Origin of the sequence: Pedobacter sp. ASV1-7, from assembly GCF_040203335.1 — a bacterium.
Classification (GTDB): Bacteria; Bacteroidota; Bacteroidia; order Sphingobacteriales; family Sphingobacteriaceae; genus Pedobacter.
Genome location: NZ_JBEHBV010000002.1, coordinates 624,454 through 648,547 on the forward strand (window position 1 = coordinate 624,454; position 24,094 = coordinate 648,547).

Annotated in this window: 13 protein-coding genes; 6 read left to right on the plus strand and 7 right to left on the minus strand. The window is 36.5% G+C overall.

Annotation, left to right across the window (positions count from 1 at the left end):
• Positions 1 to 3: 3 nt before the first annotated feature.
• The gene (locus ABDJ41_RS07570) at positions 4 to 3,165 is read right to left on the minus strand and encodes a SusC/RagA family TonB-linked outer membrane protein (protein WP_349785282.1); all 3,162 of its coding nucleotides are present in this window, start codon (positions 3,163 to 3,165) and stop codon (positions 4 to 6) included.
• A gap of 357 nt (positions 3,166 to 3,522) precedes the next feature.
• Here ABDJ41_RS07570 and ABDJ41_RS07575 point away from each other — a divergent pair, with 357 nt between their 5' ends.
• The gene (locus ABDJ41_RS07575; RefSeq protein WP_349785283.1) at positions 3,523 to 5,730 is read left to right on the plus strand and encodes a glycosyl hydrolase family 95 catalytic domain-containing protein; all 2,208 of its coding nucleotides are present in this window, start codon (positions 3,523 to 3,525) and stop codon (positions 5,728 to 5,730) included.
• A 110-nt stretch (positions 5,731 to 5,840) separates the two neighbouring features.
• Here ABDJ41_RS07575 and ABDJ41_RS07580 read toward each other — a convergent pair whose 3' ends face one another.
• The 6 genes from ABDJ41_RS07580 to ABDJ41_RS07605 form a co-directional block, all read right to left on the minus strand.
• On the minus strand, positions 5,841 to 7,322 hold the full coding sequence (locus ABDJ41_RS07580; protein WP_349785284.1) for a hypothetical protein: 1,482 nt from the start codon (positions 7,320 to 7,322) through the stop codon (positions 5,841 to 5,843).
• Positions 7,323 to 7,381: 59 nt separating this feature from the next.
• Positions 7,382 to 8,635 (minus strand): redoxin domain-containing protein, encoded by a 1,254-nt coding sequence (locus tag ABDJ41_RS07585; RefSeq protein ID WP_349785285.1) that lies wholly within the window; start codon positions 8,633 to 8,635, stop codon positions 7,382 to 7,384.
• Between the two features lie 26 nt (positions 8,636 to 8,661).
• Positions 8,662 to 10,011, minus strand: a complete 1,350-nt coding sequence (locus ABDJ41_RS07590) for a RagB/SusD family nutrient uptake outer membrane protein (protein WP_349785286.1) — start codon at positions 10,009 to 10,011, stop codon at positions 8,662 to 8,664.
• Between the two features lie 17 nt (positions 10,012 to 10,028).
• On the minus strand, positions 10,029 to 13,682 hold the full coding sequence (locus tag ABDJ41_RS07595; protein ID WP_349785287.1) for a SusC/RagA family TonB-linked outer membrane protein: 3,654 nt from the start codon (positions 13,680 to 13,682) through the stop codon (positions 10,029 to 10,031).
• A gap of 168 nt (positions 13,683 to 13,850) precedes the next feature.
• A complete protein-coding gene (locus ABDJ41_RS07600) occupies positions 13,851 to 15,068 on the minus strand; it encodes a FecR family protein (protein WP_349785288.1) in 1,218 nt (405 codons plus the stop codon).
• A 70-nt stretch (positions 15,069 to 15,138) separates the two neighbouring features.
• A complete protein-coding gene (locus ABDJ41_RS07605; RefSeq protein ID WP_349785289.1) occupies positions 15,139 to 15,723 on the minus strand; it encodes an RNA polymerase sigma factor in 585 nt (194 codons plus the stop codon).
• 260 nt (positions 15,724 to 15,983) lie between these two features.
• On the opposite strand from ABDJ41_RS07605, the gene ABDJ41_RS07610 reads away from it, so the two are divergent.
• From ABDJ41_RS07610 to ABDJ41_RS07630, 5 genes are all read left to right on the plus strand, one after another.
• Positions 15,984 to 16,583 (plus strand): RNA polymerase sigma factor, encoded by a 600-nt coding sequence (locus ABDJ41_RS07610; RefSeq protein ID WP_349785290.1) that lies wholly within the window; start codon positions 15,984 to 15,986, stop codon positions 16,581 to 16,583.
• Positions 16,584 to 16,650: 67 nt separating this feature from the next.
• Positions 16,651 to 17,829, plus strand: coding sequence for a FecR family protein (locus tag ABDJ41_RS07615; RefSeq protein WP_349785291.1), 1,179 nt, complete (start codon positions 16,651 to 16,653; stop codon positions 17,827 to 17,829).
• Between the two features lie 204 nt (positions 17,830 to 18,033).
• Complete coding sequence (locus ABDJ41_RS07620) at positions 18,034 to 21,423, plus strand: TonB-dependent receptor (protein ID WP_349785292.1); 3,390 nt, start codon at positions 18,034 to 18,036, stop codon at positions 21,421 to 21,423.
• Between the two features lie 11 nt (positions 21,424 to 21,434).
• Positions 21,435 to 23,054 carry a RagB/SusD family nutrient uptake outer membrane protein gene (locus ABDJ41_RS07625; protein ID WP_349785294.1) on the plus strand — a complete coding sequence of 540 codons (1,620 nt, stop codon included), beginning with the start codon at positions 21,435 to 21,437 and terminating at the stop codon, positions 23,052 to 23,054.
• An 11-nt stretch (positions 23,055 to 23,065) separates the two neighbouring features.
• On the plus strand, positions 23,066 to 24,094 hold the full coding sequence (locus ABDJ41_RS07630) for a hypothetical protein (protein WP_349785295.1): 1,029 nt from the start codon (positions 23,066 to 23,068) through the stop codon (positions 24,092 to 24,094).

The window sequence follows — 24,094 nt, forward strand, 5'->3', positions numbered from 1 at the left end:
ATTTTAAAAAGAAACATTTACACCCGCAACAAAAGAACGGGTTCTTGGATAAGCACCAAAGTCAACACCCGGCGTAAGTCCGGTACTATTTGCGGTACTTACTTCTGGATCGTAACCGGAATATTTGGTAAAAGTATGCAAGTTGTATCCTGTAACATAAACTCTTGCCCCTGAAACTTTCACTTTAGACAACCATGCTTTTGGCAAAGTATAACCCAAACTTATGTTACTGATACGTAGAAATGAACCATCTTCAATCATCTGGTCATAAAGCCTTAAGCCTGTACCTGCGCCATTATAAACAGGAATCGTTTTGCCTTCGTTAAGGGCCGCTAAAGCTACAGGATCAGTTACCCTATGTCCGGCTGCATCGATACTCGTCCAGCGGTTCGTGATGTATCCAAATGCATTTCTATAATCCAAATGCGTCTGACTATTTACTAGTTTATTTGCATTATACACATCATTACCGTACGACCAGTTTAAGAAGACACTAAGATCAATGCCTTTAAAAGAAAACGTGTTATTCATACCGCCGATAAAATTTGGATTTGCATTTCCAATCACTACCCTATCGTCTGAATTTACCTTACCATCTCCGTTCTGATCAACCAGTTTTAAAAATCCTGGTTTTGGTACGTTGTTCGCATCAAAAGGAATTCCAGGCTTAAGTGTATAAGCATTAGTAGCAGGATTGAAATCGAACTCATTTACCTGGTATAACCCGTTAGATTGATAACCAAACATCTTACCTACTGCACCTCCTACACGTATAATATAGTCCTTTTCCTGTAATCCACCCCAGCTTGCTGCGCCATACATAAACTCATTTCCACTAGTCAGTGAAATCACTCTATTTTTGTTAAAGCCCATATTGAATGTGGTATTCCAGCTAAAACCTCCGGCATCTTTAATGTTTATAGTGTTTAAAGTAAACTCAACACCTTTGTTACTTGTAGAACCAACATTAATTAACATGGTGCTATAACCCGAAAGATTAGGTACATCTGCATTCAGCAATAAATCACTTGTACGGTTATCGTAAGCATCAACAGTCAGCTGGATACGCTGATTAAAAAAGCCTACATCCAAACCAATGTTTTGCGTACGTGTTTTTTCCCATTTCAAATCCGGATTAGGCAATGTTCTCGAACCAACAGCAATTACGTTTTCATTGTTCAAAGGATAGTAACCTGATTGGAACAGTGCCTGAGATAGGTAATTAGGAATTCGGTTATTCCCAGCGACACCAACACTCAAACGCAGCTTCAAATCAGACACTACAGGCATCTTTTTCATAAATTCTTCTTCAATTACCCTCCATGCAAATGCGCCTGATGGGAAATAGCCATATTTATTGTCCGATCCAAATTTAGAAGATCCATCTGCTCTTAAACTTGCAGAAAGGATATACTTTCCTTTATAGGTATAGTTAGCTCTTGAAAAGAGCGAAAACATTTTTTCATCCTCTGAGAAGGAAGTTGGGATTCCAGGTAAAACACCTTGCGACAAATCATCTAACCCTAAACTTTGTAGTGGAAACCTATTTGAGCTGGCGCTGAAACTTTCCGATTTAGAATACAACTGCTCCTGTCCTACCAATACATCCAGTTTATGCACATTATTAAATAGGTTAGAGTAAGTTAAAGTATTACTATAATTCCAATCATTCTTGTCTGACTGAGTAATGGAACCATTTGGTCCTCCCGAACGTTTCGCATTTACAGAACGGGAATCATTAAATATTTTAGCTTTTGTACCTGAATTTCTCAACCCCACTAAACCTCTATAAGTAATGTTTTTAAACAACTTATAATCAATAGAAGCATTTAAGTTGAGAATCTTGTTTGCTGAGGATCTTTGCTGAGAAAGTGCATTGATGATTGGGTTTTGTAATACATTACCACTATCATCCTGTAAATAAGGATCCTCTTCTGCTCCAATAAGGTCTGCATCTGTACCCTTCAGACCAAAGGTTGGGCGGAACTGGAAAACATTTTGTAACTGGTTAAACCTAAAACTGCCTTCTCTTGTACCTACGCCAAAAGTATTTTGATCAGAATAGTTTAAAATCCCCGTTACCTTTAACCTATCACCAACATTATGTGTTACGTTTAATTTAGCAACATTCTTTTTTGAACCACTATTCAACATAATTCCTTCATCATTATTATGAGAATAAAAGAAATTAAAGCGGGTTTCCTTACTTCCACCCCCAACACCAAATTTATGGTACTGGCTATTTGCCGTGCCTCCAAATAATTCGTCTTGCCAGTCTACACCTGCTTTATCTCCATATAAGCTTTGCAGATCAGAGAAGGCGCCATAATTACTCAAAAACTTAGCCTCTTCAGTAAGGTTACCCAGAGTTTTCTCATATTGTAACATGGTATACTGATATGGATTTAATACAGGAAGTGTTTTAGTAATATTTTTAACACCAAAATACATATCGTAAGATAGAGCCAGCTTACCCGACTTCGGTTGTTTTGTAGTGACTAAAATAACTCCATTGGCACCTCTGGCACCATATATTGCCGTAGCAGATGCATCTTTTAATACATCCATACTTTCCACATCCATCGGATCCAGAAAACCTAGTCCGTTCGTTTGAGGAATACCATCGATAACATATAATGGTTCATTACTTTGTGTTATTGAACCTCCACCTCGTATGGTGATGGATGGATTTGAGCCAGGCGTACCGTCAGAGGCAGCAACCTGAACCCCTGCAATACGTCCTGCCAATGCACTGGCGACATTCTGTACCGGCACCTTGCTCAGTTCTTCTCCCTTTACAGAAGAAATGGCACCTGTCAGCTCTTTACGTTTTACAGTTCCGTAACCAATTACCACAACTTCATTCATGGTTTTGGTATCGGAAGCAAGTTTTACATTAATAACAGTCCTGCCCTTCACAGGTTCCTCAGTAGTTTTAAATCCCATGTAAGAGAAAACCAATATAGCATCGGGATTAGTGGTAATTATAGTATAACTACCATCAACCCCAGTTGATCTTCCTTTTTCTGTTCCTTTTACAGATACGCTTACCCCCACGAGTGGCTCACCTGCAGCATCAGACACAATTCCTTTTGTAGTTGTATTTTGGGCGTAGAGCGTAAGGTTACCCGCAACAATGATTAATAGTAGCAAAAATCGTTTCATAAATCTTTCTGGTTTTAATATTTGGTTCATTGACAAAAACTAATTTATAGCACTTTCATCAATATGGATTTAGGTATTGTTTAAAAAGCTATCACTTTGGGTTAGGCCCTTAATTGCTTCTATTTGAAGAAAAAAATCAATAATTCATCAATTTCTAAATGAACATCACCAAAATTTGAAGTCGTATATCATTATACTCAGTACCTTCATCAGCTATAAAACCAAACTTAAAACCGGAAAATAATTATGAAACCATTCCTCAATAAATTTATTCTCCTTATGCTACTCTTTGGGCTGAACACCTTTTGCTTTGCCCAAGTAAATAAACCGACTGCTGATATTAATTGGCCAGATTTTATGGCTAAACAAAATCTTTATTGGGAAGACTTACCTTTACAATGGAATGAAGGTGCTTTTACCGGAAATGGAAATATCGGAATGATGATCTACGTTTCTAAAGAAGATAATGGTGTAGTTTTTAGTTTAGGACGAACCGATGTTACTGACCATAGAAAAGCGCCTGATAAAAAGACATCTTTTGGTGTGGAAGGAGCTAAAGTTATCTATGATTTTTGCAGGCTTCCTATTGGGAAGCTACTATTAAAGCCAGTTGGAAAAATTGTTTCCGGAACTATTAAACAAGATATCTGGAACGCAGAGATAATAGGTATTATTGAAACAACAGCAGGAAAGATTCATTTTAAAGCAATGGTTCCACGTCAACATGACGTCCAGCTTATTGAAGTTAAATCAACAGAAAAAGATCAAAAATCAAATTTGAACTATAAATGGGTTTTTATTCCCGGAAACCCTACTTCATCAAGAGTTTTTACACATCCTACAGCTAAAGAATCTTTGAGCTATGAAAAGAATCCTGATCCGAAATTGAGTATAAAGGATGATTTTAAAATTTGTACCCAACCCTTACTGGCAGGTGGCGATTATGCTACTGTTTGGAATGAAGTCAGAACACCTAAAGATAACACCAGTACATTATTTGTAAGCATCGCTAATGATATCCCTCAAGCTAACCAATCGGCAAAAACTGCTATAAATAGCATTAACACCATGAAAAAGCTTTCAATAAACATGGTGAAAAATACGCATTACAGTTGGTGGCATGACTTTTACAAGCAATCTTTTCTAAGTATTCCAGATGCTAGAATGGAGGCTTTTTATTGGATACAGCTGTATAAAATGGCTACAGCTTCAAGACCAGACGGACCTGCGCTAGATCTGTTCGGGCCTTATTACAAAACTTCAGCATGGCCAGGAATGTGGTGGAACTTAAATATACAGCTTACCTATTCTCCGGTCTATACCAGCAATCACCTGGAGCTTGGAGAAAACATGATAACCATTGTTGATGATAATTTTGAAATTTTACTCAGTCGCTTTTGTGGACAGAAATTAGGAGATCTATGCTGGACAATGCATAACTATTGGAAGCAATATGCTTATGCTGGTAACTCAAAAGCTATTCAAGAAAAATGGTTACCAAAGGCTATAAGCATACTAGATTGTTATAAAAAGCAGATGATAAAGGGTGGAAATGGAGAAATTCAACTAAAAGCCATGCAATCTCCGGAATATAAAGAAAGTGCTGTCTTTATAAACACCAATTATAATCTTGCAAATTTACGTTGGCTGCTAAATACAATTATACAAGTATCGGCGAAAGGTAATATCCATACCAAAGAAATTGCGGAATGGAAGTCCATATTGGCCAATTTAATTGCTTATCCTGTTGATGAAAATGGATTGATGATTGGCAGCGATCAGGCATTGGAAATGTCACATAGACATTACTCTCATTTATTGGCTTTATATCCATTTTTCCAATTAAACCCAGATAAAAAAGAAGACAGTCTGCTGGTAGATAAATCTGTAGACCATTGGCATAAAATTGAAAATGGAAAAGGGCTTGCTGGCTATTCATTTACTGGTGCTGCTTCATTATTTGCTGCTCTTGGAAGAGGTGATGATGCATTGAAGAATATGGATCAACTTTTAACCGGTAAAACAGGGATAAGCCAGTTCCACAGCAATACGTTTTACACTGAAAGCAAGGGCAGGAACGAAGTGATAGAAACGCCATTAAGTGGAGCCACATCAATAATGGAGTTGCTTTTACAAAGCTGGGAAGGTAAAATAAGGGTATTTCCGGCATTGCCTTCAAGCTGGAAGGATGCTTCTTTTAATGATTTAAGAGCTGAGGGTGGTTACCTGGTTAGTGCAGTGTTTAAAAATGGTCAGACTAGCTGGATTAGTATAAAAAGTAAAACCGGAGAGCCATTTGTATTGAAAACACGTGATGTTGAAAGGCTAAAAGCAAAAAAATCTAATGATTACAGTATAAAAAAACTGGTAAATGATGAAATACTTATCAATTTAAAAGCAGGTGCTTCTATCTGGCTTGTAAATGAAAAAGCTAAGCCAGCTTTGTTGGCGCCTGTTAAACACAACAGCGATTTAACATTGCCTTTTGGTGTAAAGAAAGGCAAACAACTTCAAACAAATCAGGACTGGAAAGTTGATGACTTTTTGCCCGCATTACAATATTGATCAGAAACTAGTATAATTAAACAAAGTCCTGCTCATTGCTGGGTTCATTAATGTAAAGAGCCTGCAAATCGCTATGATTTGCAGGCTCTTTAATAATTTGAAATACAATGTTAATAATTTAACAATTGCATTTGAACATCAATGGTTGTCCTAAAAACACGTTGCTTATCAAAGTAAGGTAGAATGAACGAATTATCTAACCAGGTAACTGATTCTGTGTTCACATAAAAACCACCCTTGATATCTTTATCGGGAACCTTTGTCGTTTTAAACATCTTTCCTGTTGTAAAATCCATTTCACCATACAAAGAAGAAACTGAGCTAAAACTACCTGATCTCATATTTGCGACCATTCTTAATTTATTGTCTTTAAGTGAATAAGCTATCTTTGAGCCTTCGCCGTCTAAACTCATATAAGTTCGTGGAAGAAACTGATGATACTGTCTTTTTAAATTCTGATCATAAATATTCATTAGTAAAGAACCATCGAAAGTAACACTTCCATATTTGGACGATTGTACAAAACTAGGTGAGACGCCTACCAATAATTTATCACCATATTCGTCAATATGTTTTATTCCTAAAAACTCTATTTTACTGAACTGCAAATCATCAAACTTTTTGTTAACCGGGATAAAAGATTTTTCCAGCTCTTTAATATGCTTCTTGTCAAAAATTTCCTTCGCTACTTTTGAAGTACCATCTTTAAAGTCTATTCTGGAAGTCAACAAAGTAACATCCTTCTCCGTATTTTCATAAACTACTGCCAGATAATTAATGAATGGCTTTCTACCTGAGGTACTCATTATTGACCTAACCTCTTTACCCTTTCTCACATCAAAGGGAATTGTAACAACTTTTAATGGATCAGTATTACTTGAGATATAAGTTGCAGCAGAAATTGTCCCACCCTTATTGTCAACTGTCGCGATAAATAAACTACCATCTGTACCATTCGATAATGTCCAGATATCACCTGCTGGCATTCTGGGCTCTACTATTTCTCTTTGATTTAAGTTCGCATCATAATTGATGATGCTAAATCCTTGTGTAGACCGGTATGACTTGTCCGATTTAGATACAGCAAAAACAGTCACTTTACGTTTCATTGAAGTCAAACGTACCGACATTCTAAAATAGGACCCGTCCTGAGCAAAGAAAAAATCAGGTTCTTCAATGAAGTCTTTGTTCCCTTCGTAAATAACCTTTTCTGATAATATCTTACCTGTTTTTTCTTCTAACAAATAAGCTTTATAAGCACCGCTAAAGCTTTTAAGAAAGGCCCTGTCACTGGCAGCGATGACTAAAATATTATTTTTAAACTTTCCAATAGCTAATGGATATCCATTTAGGGGCGTAAGCCATTTCTGCGAAAGGTTATGATCAATATTTGTGATGGCAAAATCTACTTTTGGAATGCTGACAATCATTGCCATACTGTTATCGGAAAGATTAAGCGTATTTCCGAACTTACTGTCATAAGATGCAATTAATTTCCATTCAGGATCTTTAATAATGCCGACCTGGGTCTGTCCAAAAGTAAGGGTATACGAAAAAAGAGCTGTTAATAAGAGCATTATTCTAGTAGTCATAAATAATTAAATATAGTTTAAGTGAATTAAAAAGAGTTTTATATTAACCTAAAGATATACTATTTTATTGTTTTGACAGAATCGCTAAGAAAAAAAATATCAGCCAGTTTCTTTTCCAGGTTCTCTCCTCTTAAATCATAAGCGATAATCTCTCCATCAGGATTGATCAATAAGCTTGAAGGTATCCCTTGTATTTTATATATTTTAGCTGCTTCATTTTCAAATCCCTTTAAGGCACTGATTTGCACCCAAGGCATCCCATCTTCTTTTATTGCTTTTACCCAAGCCTCTTTCTTATCATCGAACGACACGCCCAAGATCTCTAAACCTGCATCTTTATACATATTGTAGGCCTTTAATACATTTGGATTCTCTCCTCTGCAAGGACCACACCAGGAAGCCCAAAAATCCACAAACACATATCTTCCTTTAAAGTCAGATATCCCGACAGGCTTATCATCAACAGTATTTTGAACAAAATTTGTTGCCTTTACATTCACTTTTCTTACATCTAAATCATCAAGACTATACTTTACGGATTCGGCAGGATTTGTTTTTTTTATAGCAGGACTTAAAAGGTTATATGCTTCCTTTATGATAAGAGCATCATTCTGAAGGTTCTGATCATGTATGCGTCCAAATTTATCTGCTCCCGAAAGGGCTTTTCTCAAGGCAACTCCTGCATAAAAACCAGCAGGATATTTTTTCGCATACCTCACACATACATTAGCATATTCTTTCTCGGCTAAAAACAAGTCATTTAATATACTTAAGTATCTCGACTCATCAATCTGGTTCCCTAATCTTTTTGCCTTAGAAAGGGCTGTCCAGCTATCGTTTAGACTCTTCATTTTATCTTGGGCTGTCTTAACAAAAGCCTCAAATTGTTTTCTCTCCAACTCAATCTTAGAAGGAGCTATAACAGCTTTACTAATGGAATCTTTTGCAGTCAACACATTTTTACCGTTTTCTACATAAAGACTCAACTTATCCATATGGTCGAGCGTTTCATCAAGCATAAAAGACTTATTCATTAAATCATTTAAACTGCTGCCATCATGACTTAAAACTAACTCAACAATTGCAGGCTGTTTAAGATGAGTTCCCTTATAATTGAATACACCATTTTTTAAAGGCAGACTTTCTTTTATAAACTTTTTGCTTTCATACGAATAATAGGAAAGATGAACTTTAGCTGGTGAATTTAAATTACCGACTTTACCTGAAATTGTAAATACTACCTGCGCTATACTTATTGCTGGCAAGAAAAAGGACAAAGCAAAGCCAGTCCACTTTATTTTCATTGGTTTCATATTTATTTTTTTATGATTAATGTGATTTACCTCTTGTTTAAAGGCATATTTGAATTAAAACTTTGTACCATTAAAGGAATTTGAAAAGTATATGCAGTACTTCCGGGTTTAAGTGTAGCAAAAACTGTAGTTCCGTCATTTGCAATCCGTTCCACTATTGGCATTCTACCTTCTTTATCCAGACGTTTCATATCACTCCAACGCAATCCTTTAAAAGCCAGCTCTCTCCTTCTTTCTTCCAAAACTGCGGTTAAGGCTGCTTCTGGTGTGCCTGCATTTAAAGCTGTGTATTGATTAGGCATAAACCTATTCTTTCTAATGGTATTGTTAACGATATCAAGGGCAGCATCGATGTCTCCTGCACGAGCAAGACACTCTGCTTTATCAAGGTAAATCTCTGCATAAGTAATCCCACGATTTGGATTATAAGCCTGAATACTACCATAACTGTATGATCCATCAGTCTTTTTTGTAGAAAGCAGACGTATTCTCAAATCATTATTTAAATCATATTTAGCTAACAGTTCGTTTGAATAAGTAAAAGAAAGATTGTTTGCATATCTCACCCATAATTCTTCGGGGCTACTGTTCGTGGCAGGTAAAATACCACCAGAATAAGTACTATAATTTACAATTTTAGCTTTTCCAGAGCCTAATATCAGGTTTGCATATTTTTCAGCATTTATGTAATCTCCCATACTCATGTAAATACGAGTTAACATCCCGTATGCAGCATCTTTTGTTGCCCTGGTATTGTTAATATTAACCTCCGGCAAATCAGGAACGGCAGTAATAAGGTCAGTGATCAGCTGGTCATAAGCAACTTGTAAAGTAGGTCGTGCAGGTACATCTTTACTTACGTCTGTAGTATTTACATAAGGTACACCATAATCCGTAGCTGCTGTAGTCTTGTGGTAAGCCGGGGAGAAAAAAGAGAGCAGGTGAAAGTAATTGAAACTCTTTGCTACCATAGCCTCTGCATATAGTTGTTTCTTTTGTTGCTCCGTACCATCTGTTGCTGATAAAACACCTTCAGTTACTACATTCAGGTTTGCAATACGGCTATACAAATCTGCCCAAAGATCAGGTCGTACACTATTGTTATTAATATACTCTACCCAAAAATAAGAATTCCCTTTAGGTGAAGACTGGCTCTGCGGATTAAAACTAAGGTCTTTGATATCATCCGTAGGGTAAATGATCAAATTATTCTGTCCAAATGGATTAACAATCCCCTCTCCATTTAAAACGCCTTCAAAATCATTAAGATTTTCAGCTATAATCACCCCCTTAGGTTTTACTTCAAGGAACTTTTTACATGATACCATTAACAGTACCGGAATTGCTAGTATATATAGTATTTTATTGAGTTTCATATTCATCAGTTTTTTAATTAAAAATTGGTTGATAATGAAAATGTAAAGGAAGGCACTAAGGGCAATCCTCTTCTACCAGAAATAAAATCCAATGTTTCAGGATCTACATCATTTCCACTAAAAACATATTTCCCTGGATTTTGTACTTGAAATATCAGCTTTGTATTACTTAAACCGAATTTCTGAGACACCTTATCTTGCATATTATAAGTTAAAGTGATGTTTCTTAAAGCTATATAATCAAGCTTACGAACAAACTGCTGCCCATTTTCATAACCAGTTCTTGTACCAATGTACTCTGGTGTTCCATAAGCGCCACCAAATCCAGGGATATTGGTATAAGCTTCATCTCCAGCCTTTTTCCAGAAGTTTTGTGTACCATTTTGCGGTCTGCTATCAAAAATAGAAGGTGGCTTGATCAAACCTACATGTCCGCCATAATACATTAATAATGCTGAGAGACTAAAATCACCTAATCCAAACTGGTTATTAAAACCCAGCGCATATTTCGGATCATTTACTCCAGCAAATTTCATAGCGCTTAGCGGTACATCTACCTGTGGTGAAAAACTAAGTACAACTGGATTACCATTTTCATCTCTAACCATTGGTTGCCCCAATTCGTTTAAACCAATATAATCCAATGTTAATACTGAATTCATAGGATGACCTTCAATATTTTCAGCTCCTCCTGCCCTTGTAAAATTAAAGAAGCCTCTATATGTATTCTTCACCTTAAGTACTTTGCTCTTATTGAAAGATGCAGTAACCTGTGTTCTCCATGAAAATTTACCTTGTTTAACATTCAATGAAGAAATATTCAGATCGACCCCTCTGTTCTCTATACTTGCGTTATTTGTTAACAGATTGGTAAAACCTTTGGTTGGATCAGATTCAATCGGCGAGAAAATGTCCGTTCCACGTTTGATGTAATAATCTACAGCACCTGCCAATCGGCCATTAAACAAACCAAAATCTAATCCTGCATTAAAATTAAATGTTTTTTCCCATCTCAATCCATTATTCCTTGGTGCAGATATTCCGTATCCCACAACAGGATTAGGCACGTAGTTATTAATGCTTGCAGTAAGTAAATTAAATGGTCCACTTCCTTTCTTGATGTTACCATTATATCCTGCAGCTACACGTACCTTCAATTCGTCCATCCATTTTACATCTTTCAAGAAGTTTTCATTCCTGATATTCCAGGAAATACCTGATGACCACAGAGGAGTATATTTGAATTTAGGATCTTCACCAAACAAGTTCGATTGATCAATCCTTAAACTTCCAGTAAGGGTATACTTCTCATTATAGGTATAAGCTCCGTTAGCATAATATGACAAAAAGCGATCATCACCATAAATTTCATTGAAAAATTGTTCAAAAGTAGTTTGATCAAATACAAACCCTTCCAAGCCTGATACAATTACATCTGTAAACTCAGGATAATAATTAGCATTCCCCAATAACGTTAAATCTGCTGGTTTAATAGTCAAGGTATTACTATTATAACCGAATACTGTATTCAATTTAGTTGAACTGGTATTCTTACGTTGCTCTATGCCTCCTAAGAAGGATAGATCATGCTTATTACCGACCACCTTATTGTAAGAAAGCTGGGCTCTTAAAGTATAAGAAGTAATATCTGAATTTTCTATTTTATTTGTCCCACCTTGTGGAATACTAAATATTGGTTTTCCGGTTACAGGATCTTTTTTTGCAAAGTAATTAAGCATAATCCTTGTTCCATATGCCCGCTCTGATGCCGAAGAAGTCATTTTATCCTGCTCTCTTTCATACACACCGCCCAATTCCAGATTAAGCCCAGTCAAAAGATTAATTTTTAAATTACCCTGAACACGATAAACTTCACTTTTAATCTCTGAATTGCTTTCAAACATTTCCTCATAAGGATAATACGTCTGATCATACAATCCCAAAGCCATGTTTTCCTGATTTCTTGCAGCACTGATTGTACCATAGCTAGTTCCAAAACCATAGTAATTTTCATTGAATGGAGCAAAATAAGAAGAAGCAGGACTTCCATCAGCATTAAAAAATGGTTGATAAGGTTTAAACTCTGTATATGCAGGAACGCTAGCTCTCTTTAAATTACTGGTTGAATAGATTGTTTGTACATCCAGATTTATTCTTTTAGAAAACTCAAATGTACCCCTGTAATTAATATTTGTTTTATTAAAGCCTGAGCGTTTTTGTAAAAACTTGTTATCCTGGTGATTTACCCCAAAGAAATAAGTAGCATTAGTCCCACCTCCGCTTACATTCAAATCATAGGTTTGAAAAACCTGGTTTTGAAGGAATAGTTTTTTATAATCCTCTGTATTGTCATATGAAGCCAATTCATTGTACATTTTATCAGCTTCCTCTTGAGTAATTTTACCATTATAAAGGTCGTCTGTAATACTAAAAACAGGCGTATATGTACCATTTACCATATCTATATAGTCTTTAGATATGAAATTATTCTCAATATCATTTAAACCTGATGCACTTTCGAAATCAACAAACCCGCGGCCCTTCAACAAATTAAGCTTATTGTAGTTGGGTTTTGGCTTATAGGTCAAAGCAGTAGTAAAGTTAATTTTTGGCCTTCCAAACACACCTTTCCTTGTATTTATAACAACTACACCATTAGAGGCACGAACGCCATAAATTGCTGCCGAAGCCGCATCTTTGAGTATAGTTACCGATTCTATGTCGTAAGGATTAATAGATTCAATATCAACTTCAGTCGGATAACCATTTAGCACAATAAGCGGTTTTTTAATGGCCTGAAATGTGGATACTCCTCTGATAGCAAAAGGACTGGTATTATTAGGATCTTCCCAGGAACTTCTAGACTGATTGACATTCAGCATCAAACCAGCAAGTCTGCCTTCCATATTGCTGATGATATTTCCATCGGCAGGAACACTTTGCTGATAAGTACTTCTATTAATTGTCGAATAGGATCCGGTTAATTGTGATTTTTTTAAGTTTTGATAACCGGTTGAAATAATAGATACCTGATCCAGACTTTGTGATAAAGGGACTAATTTAACGAACATAAAAGATCCTGCATTTACGGCTACTTCCTTTTGTTCATATCCAAGATAAGATATGGTTAAAATAGCATTGTCCTGTACATCTTTTAGTGAAAACTCGCCATTGTTATTAGTTAACACTACATTCGATGCTCCCTTTACCCTAATTGTAGCCCCAGGTAGTGGTTTATTGCTTTCATCAGTTACTTTACCTCTTACATCTATCTTTTTGAGATAATCAAGAACTTTATCAAAAACGGAAGTTTCCTTTTTCTGAATTACAATGGTTTTATCTTGAATCGCATAAGTAAGATTTGTTCCTTCCAGACATATTTCCATTACCTCCTGTAACGGAGTGTTATTAAATTCAACCTTTATAGGTACTGATCTTTTTAAAAGATCTTGTTCCCAGAAAACATTATACCCTGTCTGCTTACGTATTTCCTTAAACACCTGATTAAGTGTCGTACTTTTTTGATTAAGAGTTACTCTTTGTGCAAAGCCGATTGCACTGACCTGCATTACAGCTAGAAAAAGTAAAATGGTGGTTAATCGCATAACAAGCAGAATTTTAGGTATGCAACGCTGCATACCATTTAAGGTTCTGATATAATTTTTATACATTTGATTGGTTTGGTTAAGTTGATAATCCTGAAAATTTATTGATAACATTCCAAACTATTTCCCAGCATCAGATGGCCGTCTGATGCTGGTTTTTTATATGGAATTTCTGATAACTTAGTTAAGGGTCTCTTTTGTAGCTTTCTCTCATATGATTTGTTTTGTGAATATTTAATATTTATACAAAATGATTTTTCTTCCCTTAACAGTAAAACGGGCAGTATGGGTCAATTCAATCTTTTGTAATACCTGAGACGCATTGGTAAAACGCGAAAAACTTCCACTGTATATTTTTTGCTTTAATTCCTCATTTTCAAAATGTATATCTACATCATACCACCTTGCAATCTTTTTCATGATATACTCCAGGCTTTCCCCCTCAAACATAAAAAGACCAGATTTCCACGCAATGGCTTGTTCTGCATCTACCTGATTTACACGAATACCATTAGTAGTTAAAACTGATTGCTGATTAGGTTTTAAAATAACCTGAGCAGACTTTTCTCCTTTCAAATTTAGCATAGCGACACGAACAGACCCCTCCAATAAGGTTGTATTGTCACTCCCTTCATCATGATAGGCATTAATATTAAAGTGAGTACCTAATACTTCAACACGCTGTTTCTCTGTTTCCACTATAAAAGGCATGCTCATATGTTTTCCATCTGCTCCTTTTACAGCAACCCTAGCCACTTCAAAATACGCTTCACCACTCAACACGACTTTACGCTCTGGCATACCAGAAAATGTAGTCGGGAATTTTATTACTGAAGCAGCATTCAACCAAACTAGAGTTCCATCAGGAAGTTGAACTTGAAACTGTCCTCCTTTTGGAGTAGTCAACATATTAAAACTTACTTCAGGCTTATCTCCTTGTAATGCAGAAATATCATATATCAATTGTCCCGACTTTGTTTTTGTAATTGCAGTACCTTTTTCATCTGCGATCTTACCATCAATTCCATCTGTTAATGAAATTTGTTTACCGTTTGCAAGTGTCAAAACAGCGCTATTTTTACCAGGTTTAATATCATTTTCTGCTGCAATGTTCATTGCACTGTATTGTGATGAACGATTTACATAAAAATAAAGGCCTACACTTAAAGAAATCAATACAATTGCAGCACCTGCAAGACGATACCATAACTGATAACTTCTTGTTCCCGGTAAATTTACCCTTTCCAGTTCCTTTATCCTTTCACTAATCTTAACCCTCATTTTTTTCTCTAGTGGATCCAGCCCCAGTTCAGCTATCTTTTCCAGAACTTCAGGTTCCGTCGAAAATAATTGATAATAAGCCTCAACAACTTCAACTTCTTCTTCAGATGCTGTATTGTTCAAGTACTTATCAGTGATTTCTAGAAATTTCTCTTTTGTGGGATGTGCCATAAAACAAAAAACCTTTTATATACAGTATATCATAAAAGACTAATCTCCTATGCCTATTGAAAATATTTTTTTAATTTGCCTTTACAGCCATGATAATTGCAGATATCGTAATTATTTTACCCAATGCTGCCCTTAAACTTGCGGTAGCCGTAAGCAATTGATTTTGCACTGTTTTTTGTGATACCCCAAGGATTTCACTGATCTCACGGGTACTTAACTCTTGCATAAACCTCATTCTAAAGATTTCCCTACGTTTTTCAGGTTGTAAGGCCAACCAGCTCTCAATAGATGACTTTAGTTCTTTTTCATAAAACAATGAATCTGCCTGCAATGATTCTTGTGCCATATATTCGAGTGGTTCTTCGAAAACCGGCATAGATTTACCTTTTTTATAAAGCATATAAACCTGATAGCGAACGGCAGTAAGCAAATATGGAAACAATTCATTAATTTGTTTTTCACTGCGTTTTACCCACAAATCAGCGAATACATCCTGTATCACTTCTTCACAAAGCTCTGCATTTCTTAAGCGCTTATAAGCCTCACTATAAAGTTTCTTCCAATATCGTTTATAGGTCTCGTCAAAAGCCATCTCATCTCCCGATTTAACCAGGTTGATGAGTTGCGCATCCAAATATGAACCATATAAAACCATATCCTTTTACTCTTTAAAATAAAAACTGCTAATAAAATCCAATATTAAGCAATGTTTTTAATTAATTACATGATAAGACTCATCTCTTGTAGGAGGTAATCAATAACAAAAAGTTAAATCTATCAGCCTTCTCTGTGGTCTTAAAACTAAATGAATTCTCTACAATTGCATAATTAGTAAATCCCGTCTTAGAACTATCTCAAAATAAAATTTGTTTTAAGCATTTTTTATTAGCTTTAGCTATTAAATAAGGGGTTAAAGTGCACATCATAAAATTAAAAAATGAAGATATTCTTTTAGAGGAGATCTCAAAAGGAAATGAAATCGCTTTCAAAACTATTTATGACAACTACTTTAATAAGCTATCGACTTACATTTATAAATTATGTAAATCTAAAGATGCTACAGAAGAAATTGTAAATGATGTATTTTTAAAAATATGGACTAGTAAATCTGATCTTAGTATAGTCTATTCTTTTGAAGCATATCTTTTTACTATGGCTCGAAATAAAGCCATTGATTATCTTAGAAAACTGGCAAAAAACACACACCTGATTTCTGAACTAACGGATCAGATTAAAAACGTTCATAACGATGTGGAGGAAAAATTAGATGCAGAAGCACTTAGAATGTTGATTGATCAAGCATTATCTCAACTATCCGATCAGAAGAAAAAGATTTTTAAAATGAGTAAAGAAGATGGGTATAGCCATGATGAAATAGCCGCAAACATGCAGCTTTCGAAAAGCACAGTCAAAAACCACCTTTCTGAAACCCTGAAACATTTAAAGAAACAAATAGATCCGGAATCTGACAAAGGTCTCTTACTTCTGGTCCTACTGGTTAATCTGCTCGATTAAAAAATTTATTTTCACAGGCAGTACGTTTTTAATTTACATTCGTCATGTATTAAAACGGACTAACCAAATGTATTTTTCGAGATTACAATATTTAATAGATCAGTATGCTGCTAATCGCTGCTCCAAAACAGAACTTTTGGAACTGCTCAATATGATTGCAACAGAAAACACTACAGAAGAACTCGAAATCGTGCTCAAAAATATTTGGGATGATTTAAATGATCTGGATGAGCTGCCTGAAATTGATCAGGAAAAAATGTATGCCGCCATCATAGCGACGAAAAAACCAGAAACCAATAAACAAAGCAAAATTTGGTGGAGAATAGCAGCAGCAGCAATTGCCACGATATTGTTCGGCACAGTCTTATTCAACTTTAACAATGATACCTTTTTAAAACTATTCAAATCTTCAGATTATATTGCCAGCCAACATATAGTACCCGGAACAAATAAAGCCGTACTTACCTTGGCAGATGGTTCTAAAATTGACCTGAACAATTCTGTTGGTCAAACACTGGGTCACTTTGGCAATATTAAAATCATAAAGAATGGCAATGCCCAGATTACTTATCAGGTTAATACCGACAAAACTGATGCAGTAGCGCAGACTACTTATAACGTGCTAGCTACCCCCAAAGGTGGTCAATATGAAATTATCTTATCAGATGGCAGTAAAGTAATTTTAAATGCAAATTCATCACTCAGGTTCCCAAGTGTATTTAGCCCTGATCATAGAACTATAGAACTTAGTGGTGAAGCTTATTTTGAGATTGCAAAAAACAAGCGTAGTCCATTTAAAGTTAAGGCAAACGGTTCTGAAATAAAAGTTCTGGGCACACATTTTAATGTCATGGCCTATCATGATGAAGCTTGTGTAAAAACAACCTTGGTTGAGGGTTCTGTTCAAGTTAGTAAAAACATGGTGAACAAAATCATTGTACCTGGACAACAGGCTCGTGTGAGTAATATTGATCATACCATAAACATTACCGAATCTAACGTAGACGAAGCTTTGGCATGGAAAAATGGCTATTTTCTATTCCAGGATGAAAGTATTGAGAGTGTAATGCGAAAAATAGCACGTTGGTATGATGTAGAGATAATATTTAAGGATGATATTCAGGCTGAGGAATTTGGCGGAAAAATATCACGCTACGAGCGCATTCAAGATGTTTTAAAACCGCTCGAACTTACAGGATCAGTTCATTTTAAAATAGAAGGAAGGAGGATTATAGTGACTAAGTAATTTTACGTATCATCAAAATCCTATAGAAAGTCAGAAGCACTCTCACATGCTCCTGACCGAAGCTTTTTAATAAAAGCTATAGGTTAAAAAACGACAATTCTTCAAAAAACCGAATATTCATTAACCACTAACCAAATGTATAAAATTTATGCTGCATTAATGTGCAGGAGGAATTTCTGTATTCCATCCAAATTCGTTTTAATTATGAAACTCACGTTTGTTTTACTAACAGCCGTATTTTTACAAGTTGGAGCCAGTACCAAAGCCCAACTGATCAGCATTAACAAGAAAAACACCCCTTTAAAAGAGATATTCCAACTGATAGAAAAGCAGTCCAGCTTTACAGTGGTCTATGATTCAAAAGCAATTAAGATTGCAAAACCGATCAGTCTGACCGTTAAAGATGTGGCTGTTGAAACCGTATTACAACAATGCCTTGAAGGCCAAAATCTGGACTATATCATATCTATGAACACGATCGTGATCCGAAAAAAATCGACCGGAACTTTAGAAACCATGGTTTCCAAAGTTACCGGAAAGGTTATGGATGCTAAAGGTTCTGCAATTCCGGGTGTAAACATACGAGTTAAGGGCACTAATAAAGGAACAACAACTGATGCGGAGGGCAAGTATAGTATTGAGGTTGCGGAACCTACCAATGTACTTATTTTTACTTCTATTGGTTATACCGTAAAGGAAATTACTGTTGGTAATCTGAGAATCATTGATGTGACGCTGACTGAAGAAGTGAAATCTTTGGACGAGCAGGTTATCATAGGGTATGGAAGCGTGAATAAAAGAGATTTAACAGGCTCGGTTTCCAGCATTAAATCTGACGAGATTTCTAAAAGCAAAGTCACATCGTTCCAGGAAGCGATACAAGGTAAAATGGCTGGTGTACAAATCTCTTCTAACTCTGGCGAACCTGGCTCTGGTATGAATATATCTATCCGTGGAGCAAATACCATTTATGGTAGTACCAGCCCCCTATTTGTGATAGATGGTGTTCCTTACGATGCAAATGCAAATGAAGTGGGTACATCAAGCATTGGAACTAAGACCGCTTCAAATCCCCTGGCCAGTTTAAACCCAAATGACATTGAATCCATCGACGTACTGAAAGATGCCTCCTCTACCGCAATTTATGGGTCAAGAGGTGCCAATGGTGTGGTGATCATTACCACAAAGTCTGGTAAACTTGGTGCACCAAAAATAGATTATGATGGATTTACAAGTTTCTCTACAGCCAGCAAAAAGCTAAGGGTACTCACACCAGATGAATATCTTGATTACCGTCGTATCGTGATGCCTAATAGTATTCTATTTTATACAGACTCTAATAAAGACGGGCTATATAATGAGTTGGATGAACCTGTAGACCTCAATACTTTGGAGAAACACAATTGGCAGGATGAAACCTTAAAAACCGGGGTTTCACAAAATCACAATGTATCTTTCAGTGCAAAAAAAGACAATACTTCTTATGCAGGTGGAATTGGATACCTGGATCAGGGTGCTATTGTAAGAAATAATGATTACAAAAGATATTCTGCACGACTACGCGTAGATCAGGATTTTAGCGATAAACTTAAAATCGGATTCAATCTGAGTTTATCACACACAGGATTAACCGGCGCAAGTCAAAGTGGCGGTGGCGACGGCTTATTTAATGGGATTGTTCAGAATCTTGTAATTTCCAAACCTATAGAATTTTACGATCCTATCTGGGATAGAGCTGGTGCTTATATCTCTCCACTCACTATGATTGATGATGCCTATAAATCTGCATCAACTTTACAAAATAACCTGAGTGCTTACCTTAATTATAAATTAATCCCTGGTTTATCATTAAACATTTCGGGCGGTGGAATTCTAACCAATTCTAAAACAAAAGAGTTTTATGGCAAGAAAACCAGTTGGGGTGTAGGTGATAATGGACTGGGGATCATCCAGGATCAGAAAGCATCTTCATTATTCAACACCAATCAGTTAACCTACGAAAAATGGCTTAACAAAAATAACTATATCAATGCAATGTTAGCCACTGAGATTAACCAGTATACCTACGAATACTTCTCGGTACAAAAGTCTAATTTTGCAGATGAGTCAACCGGTATTGATGACATATCAAAAGGCACTACAGCAAAAGGTTCCAGCTCTTACAAAGACGTAAACAGACGCATCTCCTACTTCGGTCGACTCAATTATACCTTGTTTACGAAACACCTGTTTACCGGTACATTCAGAGCCGATGGTTCTGATAAGTTCGGAAAAGGAAAACGCTTCGGTTACTTCCCTTCCTTCGCTTACGGCTGGTTGATTTCAGAAGAATCTTTTTTAAAATCAGTTAAAGAAATCAGCAATTTAAAACTACGTTTAAGTTATGGTGAAACTGGTAACGAACGTATCGAATCTTATCGTTACTTAGCCAGACTTGAAAATGCATTTTATAATGGCGAATTGGGACAAGCCCCTTCTTCAAGCGCAAATCCAGATTTAAAGTGGGAAAATACTATTCAATACAATGCTGGGATAGACCTTGGACTATTTAACCAAAGAATTTCATTAACGCTTGATGTATATAGCAAACAAACCAAAAACATGCTTTTACCTGTTTATGTACCAGGAAGAACGGGATATAATCAGCAATGGCAGAATATTGGCCGTGTAGACAACAAAGGGATTGAATTCCAAATCACTACAAAAAATGTACAATCAAAAAACTTCGACTGGGAAACTGCATTTAACATCAGCAGCAATCAAAATGAGGTGAAAGACATTGGCAACATCGGCTATATTCCAGTAACAATGGGGGGCGGATGGATTACAAATGTTGGTCGTGTAACGGTTGGACAACCTATTGGAACCGCCTATGGTTATGTGTTTGATGGAGTATACCAAATCAATGAATTTACATGGCAAAACAATAATGATCCTACTATACCACATGATAAACGCGTATACAATCTAAAACCTGGCGGAGTACAGGTAAGCGGAGTTAACCTCAGACCAGGTTCTTCAAAATTTAAAGACTTAAATGGCGATGGAATGGTCGATCTGGACAATGACAGAACCACCATCAGCCGAAGTACTCCAAAGTTTTTTGGTGGTCTGAACAATACTTTCCGTTACAAAAATTTCGACTTTAATATTTTTCTGGAAGGCGCTTATGGCAATCAGATATTTAATGAATCTAAATTCCGACTAGAAGGAGGTGTATTCAGCACATGGATGAATATCAATAAAGAGTTCCTTGACAACCGTTGGACTCCAGAAAATCCAACCAATAAGCATGGTGATTTTAGTGATTGGAATAGAACGGCAACGCTAACTTCAAGCTACTATGTAGAAGATGCTTCTTACCTGAGGTTAAAAAATGTATCCATTGGTTACCGCTTCAAAGATGAATTCATCAAAAGTATAGGATTGGGAAGCGCAAGGGTTTATGTAACAGGTACCAACCTTTACACCTGGACCAAATACACAGGTTATGATCCTGAAATTGCGTCAGAAAATGCATTATTGAGTGGATTCGATAGAATCTCTTACCCTCGTGCAAGAGTATATACCATTGGCTTAAACGTTGGATTTTAATTATTAAGGACATGAAAAAAATTATATATACGGCAATAGCCGGATTGATGCTATTCAGTAATGGCTGTAAAGACTACTTAGATACCAAACCCTATTCATTTAACACGGTAGAAAACCTCTATAAAACCGCACAGGATGCTGAAATTGGTTTGACTGGTTGTTATAATATATTGAATGCAACTAATGTACAAGGAAGTGGTTTTGGCGAAAGCTTTACCGTTAAAATGCCAATTATGCTGAGTGCCGGTACAGACGAGCTGGTTACTCAGGATGGTTTTACAGACCCTAACTATGCTCCTTTTGGCACAGCAGAAGTGAGTAGCCAAAATGAGACCATCAGGAACAATTGGTTCTTTCTATTTGCGGGAATAAACCGATGCAATTACCTGTTGGAAAACATAGACAAAGCAAATGTTCCAGAACCAAGAAAACATGAAATCATTGGTGAAGCTCGCTTTTTAAAAGGCCTGCTTTATTTTTATCTGGCCTCATTTTATGGAGGTGTTCCTGTTTATAATACGGCTATTCATGATGCAAAAGCACAACGTAACAACCTCCAGGAAGTTTATGCACAGATTATCTCGGACCTTACCAATGCCTATGAAAATCTGCCAAAACGTGCAAATATTAATGGCAGAGCCAATAAATGGTCGGCCGCTGGTTTCCTGGCTAAAGTTTATACCTATCTAGGCAGCTGCAGTGAAAACCAAGTAGGTAAATCTCTGGATTTTCCACTAAATAGTTTTGATTGGGTTAACAAAACTGAAATGTATACCAAAGCGAAGTCTATTACAGATCAAATCATTGCTGAAAGTGGTTATAACTTAACTGATAATTACAGCCATCTTTTTAGAGAAACAACCAAAACGGAAATAGCTGAAGAATCGCTATTTAGTATTTTATCTAAAACCAATTCGCCAAATGGAAATTACAACTTATGGTTATTCTGGCAAATTCCAATAGGCAGTTCTGTTGCTGGCGGTGGCTACGGATGGTTTAGACCTACAGGTGAACTATTTTTTAAATACAATAATCTGGATGAACGCAGGAAGAACAACCTGACACTTCACGTCGATCCAATAGGTCAAACCGAACTGATCGATGGTATAAATTACTTTATTCCTTTCCCTTGCACAGATCCATTGAATGGCAATTATTGTGTGGGTAAATTCCGCTATCGCGATCCCAATAGTAAATCCATTTCAAATGGAACGGCATGGTCTGATGCTGATGTACCACTATTGCGCTTTGCAGATATCCTTTTGTTAAATGCTGAAGCTAAATTTTATACAGGTGATCTTCCAGGTGCAAGAGCACGTTTAAAAGAAGTTCGTGAAAGGGCAAACCCAACATCGATTGACGCATTAACGATCGCATATTACAAAGCTGACTTTATCGAAGAATTAATAGATGAACGCTCCAGAGAGTTATGCTTCGAGGGTTGGAGAAGAATTGATTTGATCCGCTTTGGAAAATATAGTTCTGCCATCAATTCGCTAAGCAATAATATGGGGGCATGGAATAGTATCGTCCCGGTATTAAAAAGCAACTTAAAAGCTCATAAAATCTGGTACCCTATTCCAAAAACTGAAATAGAACTGAGTCCATTGGAACAAAATCCTAAATACTAAACTTGAACATTATGATATCTGCAATTAAAATGAATCGCATTGCTATGTTTCTATTGTTAGCTTCTTGTGCTCTTGTAAGCTGTAAAAAACAACATTCAGCTTCTGAAGAGAAAATAAGTATCAGATCAAGACAGATGGCAAACCAAAAGGTGCTGACTTTAACCAGCCCTTTGCAATTGCTAACAGATCAGAATTTCCAAAAAGGTTTTAATGTATTGCACCCGGCTACGGGTGCAATACAAGGTGCATTGCAATATACAACAGCTAATGGTACACCTGTTTGGAACCTCGCACAATGGTATAGCCAATCTAGTATTTATGGAGCTAGTCCAACCACATTAGCTTCCGGATCGTCCCAGTTTGCAAATTCAGATAAAGCGGTAACCATGGGGCCGGCGACTTCTACAGACGGCAGCCTGATTTTCGCTATGAACGGACAAAATGAGTTTGGCAATATTTACAGAGGTGCTACAGACCCTTTTCCAGCGATGCTGGCCGATCTTAAGATTGCTGATCCTGATGGATGGCTAGGTACAACTACTCCATTTTTAAGTAGTTTAAGTAGTGTCCAGTTTAATATTGACGCAAAATTACTGTACCATGCCCGGAATCAGACTACTGGTTACAACGCTGCTATCCATGCGGTACAATTCAGCTGTACATTTTTAATTCAGAACCTTAATCCTGCAAGTACAGGCTATGGTAAGTCAATGTACTTCCTGGTAATGCTGTATGACGACCGTTATGCTGTTCCGGCACAATCTATATCTGAAGATCTTTTTACTGGCAAACTGATTTACGATGTAGGTATTACTCCATTCAGCACAACAGGGCTTAGCACTGGAGTTTGGAAAAACATCAATGGAGACCTATTGCCTTTGATCAAAAACGGCTTGACAGAAGCCTGGAGCCGGGGTTTTCTAACAGAATCTCAGAGTTATGCCGACTATAAAATCTCCCTGTTCACTATGGGAATCGAATGTCCAGGTTTGAACATATTAACCATGCAGGTTAAAAATTTAAGCCTGATAGCGAATTAG

Excerpts from the sequence above, each read along its gene's own strand:
- ABDJ41_RS07580 (WP_349785284.1), bottom strand. The coding sequence starts at position 7,322 with ATGACTACTAGAATAATGCTCTTATTAACAGCTCTTTTTTCGTATACC.
- ABDJ41_RS07590 (WP_349785286.1), bottom strand. The coding sequence starts at position 10,011 with ATGAAACTCAATAAAATACTATATATACTAGCAATTCCGGTACTGTTA.
- ABDJ41_RS07620 (WP_349785292.1), top strand. The coding sequence starts at position 18,034 with ATGAAACTCACGTTTGTTTTACTAACAGCCGTATTTTTACAAGTTGGA.
- ABDJ41_RS07575 (WP_349785283.1), top strand. The coding sequence starts at position 3,523 with ATGGCTAAACAAAATCTTTATTGGGAAGACTTACCTTTACAATGGAAT.
- ABDJ41_RS07595 (WP_349785287.1), bottom strand. The coding sequence starts at position 13,682 with ATGTATAAAAATTATATCAGAACCTTAAATGGTATGCAGCGTTGCATA.
- ABDJ41_RS07605 (WP_349785289.1), bottom strand. The coding sequence starts at position 15,723 with ATGGTTTTATATGGTTCATATTTGGATGCGCAACTCATCAACCTGGTT.
- ABDJ41_RS07630 (WP_349785295.1), top strand. The coding sequence starts at position 23,066 with ATGATATCTGCAATTAAAATGAATCGCATTGCTATGTTTCTATTGTTA.
- ABDJ41_RS07585 (WP_349785285.1), bottom strand. The coding sequence starts at position 8,635 with ATGAAACCAATGAAAATAAAGTGGACTGGCTTTGCTTTGTCCTTTTTC.
- ABDJ41_RS07570 (WP_349785282.1), bottom strand. The coding sequence starts at position 3,165 with ATGAAACGATTTTTGCTACTATTAATCATTGTTGCGGGTAACCTTACG.
- ABDJ41_RS07615 (WP_349785291.1), top strand. The coding sequence starts at position 16,651 with ATGTATTTTTCGAGATTACAATATTTAATAGATCAGTATGCTGCTAAT.
- ABDJ41_RS07600 (WP_349785288.1), bottom strand. The coding sequence starts at position 15,068 with ATGGCACATCCCACAAAAGAGAAATTTCTAGAAATCACTGATAAGTAC.
- ABDJ41_RS07625 (WP_349785294.1), top strand. The coding sequence starts at position 21,435 with ATGAAAAAAATTATATATACGGCAATAGCCGGATTGATGCTATTCAGT.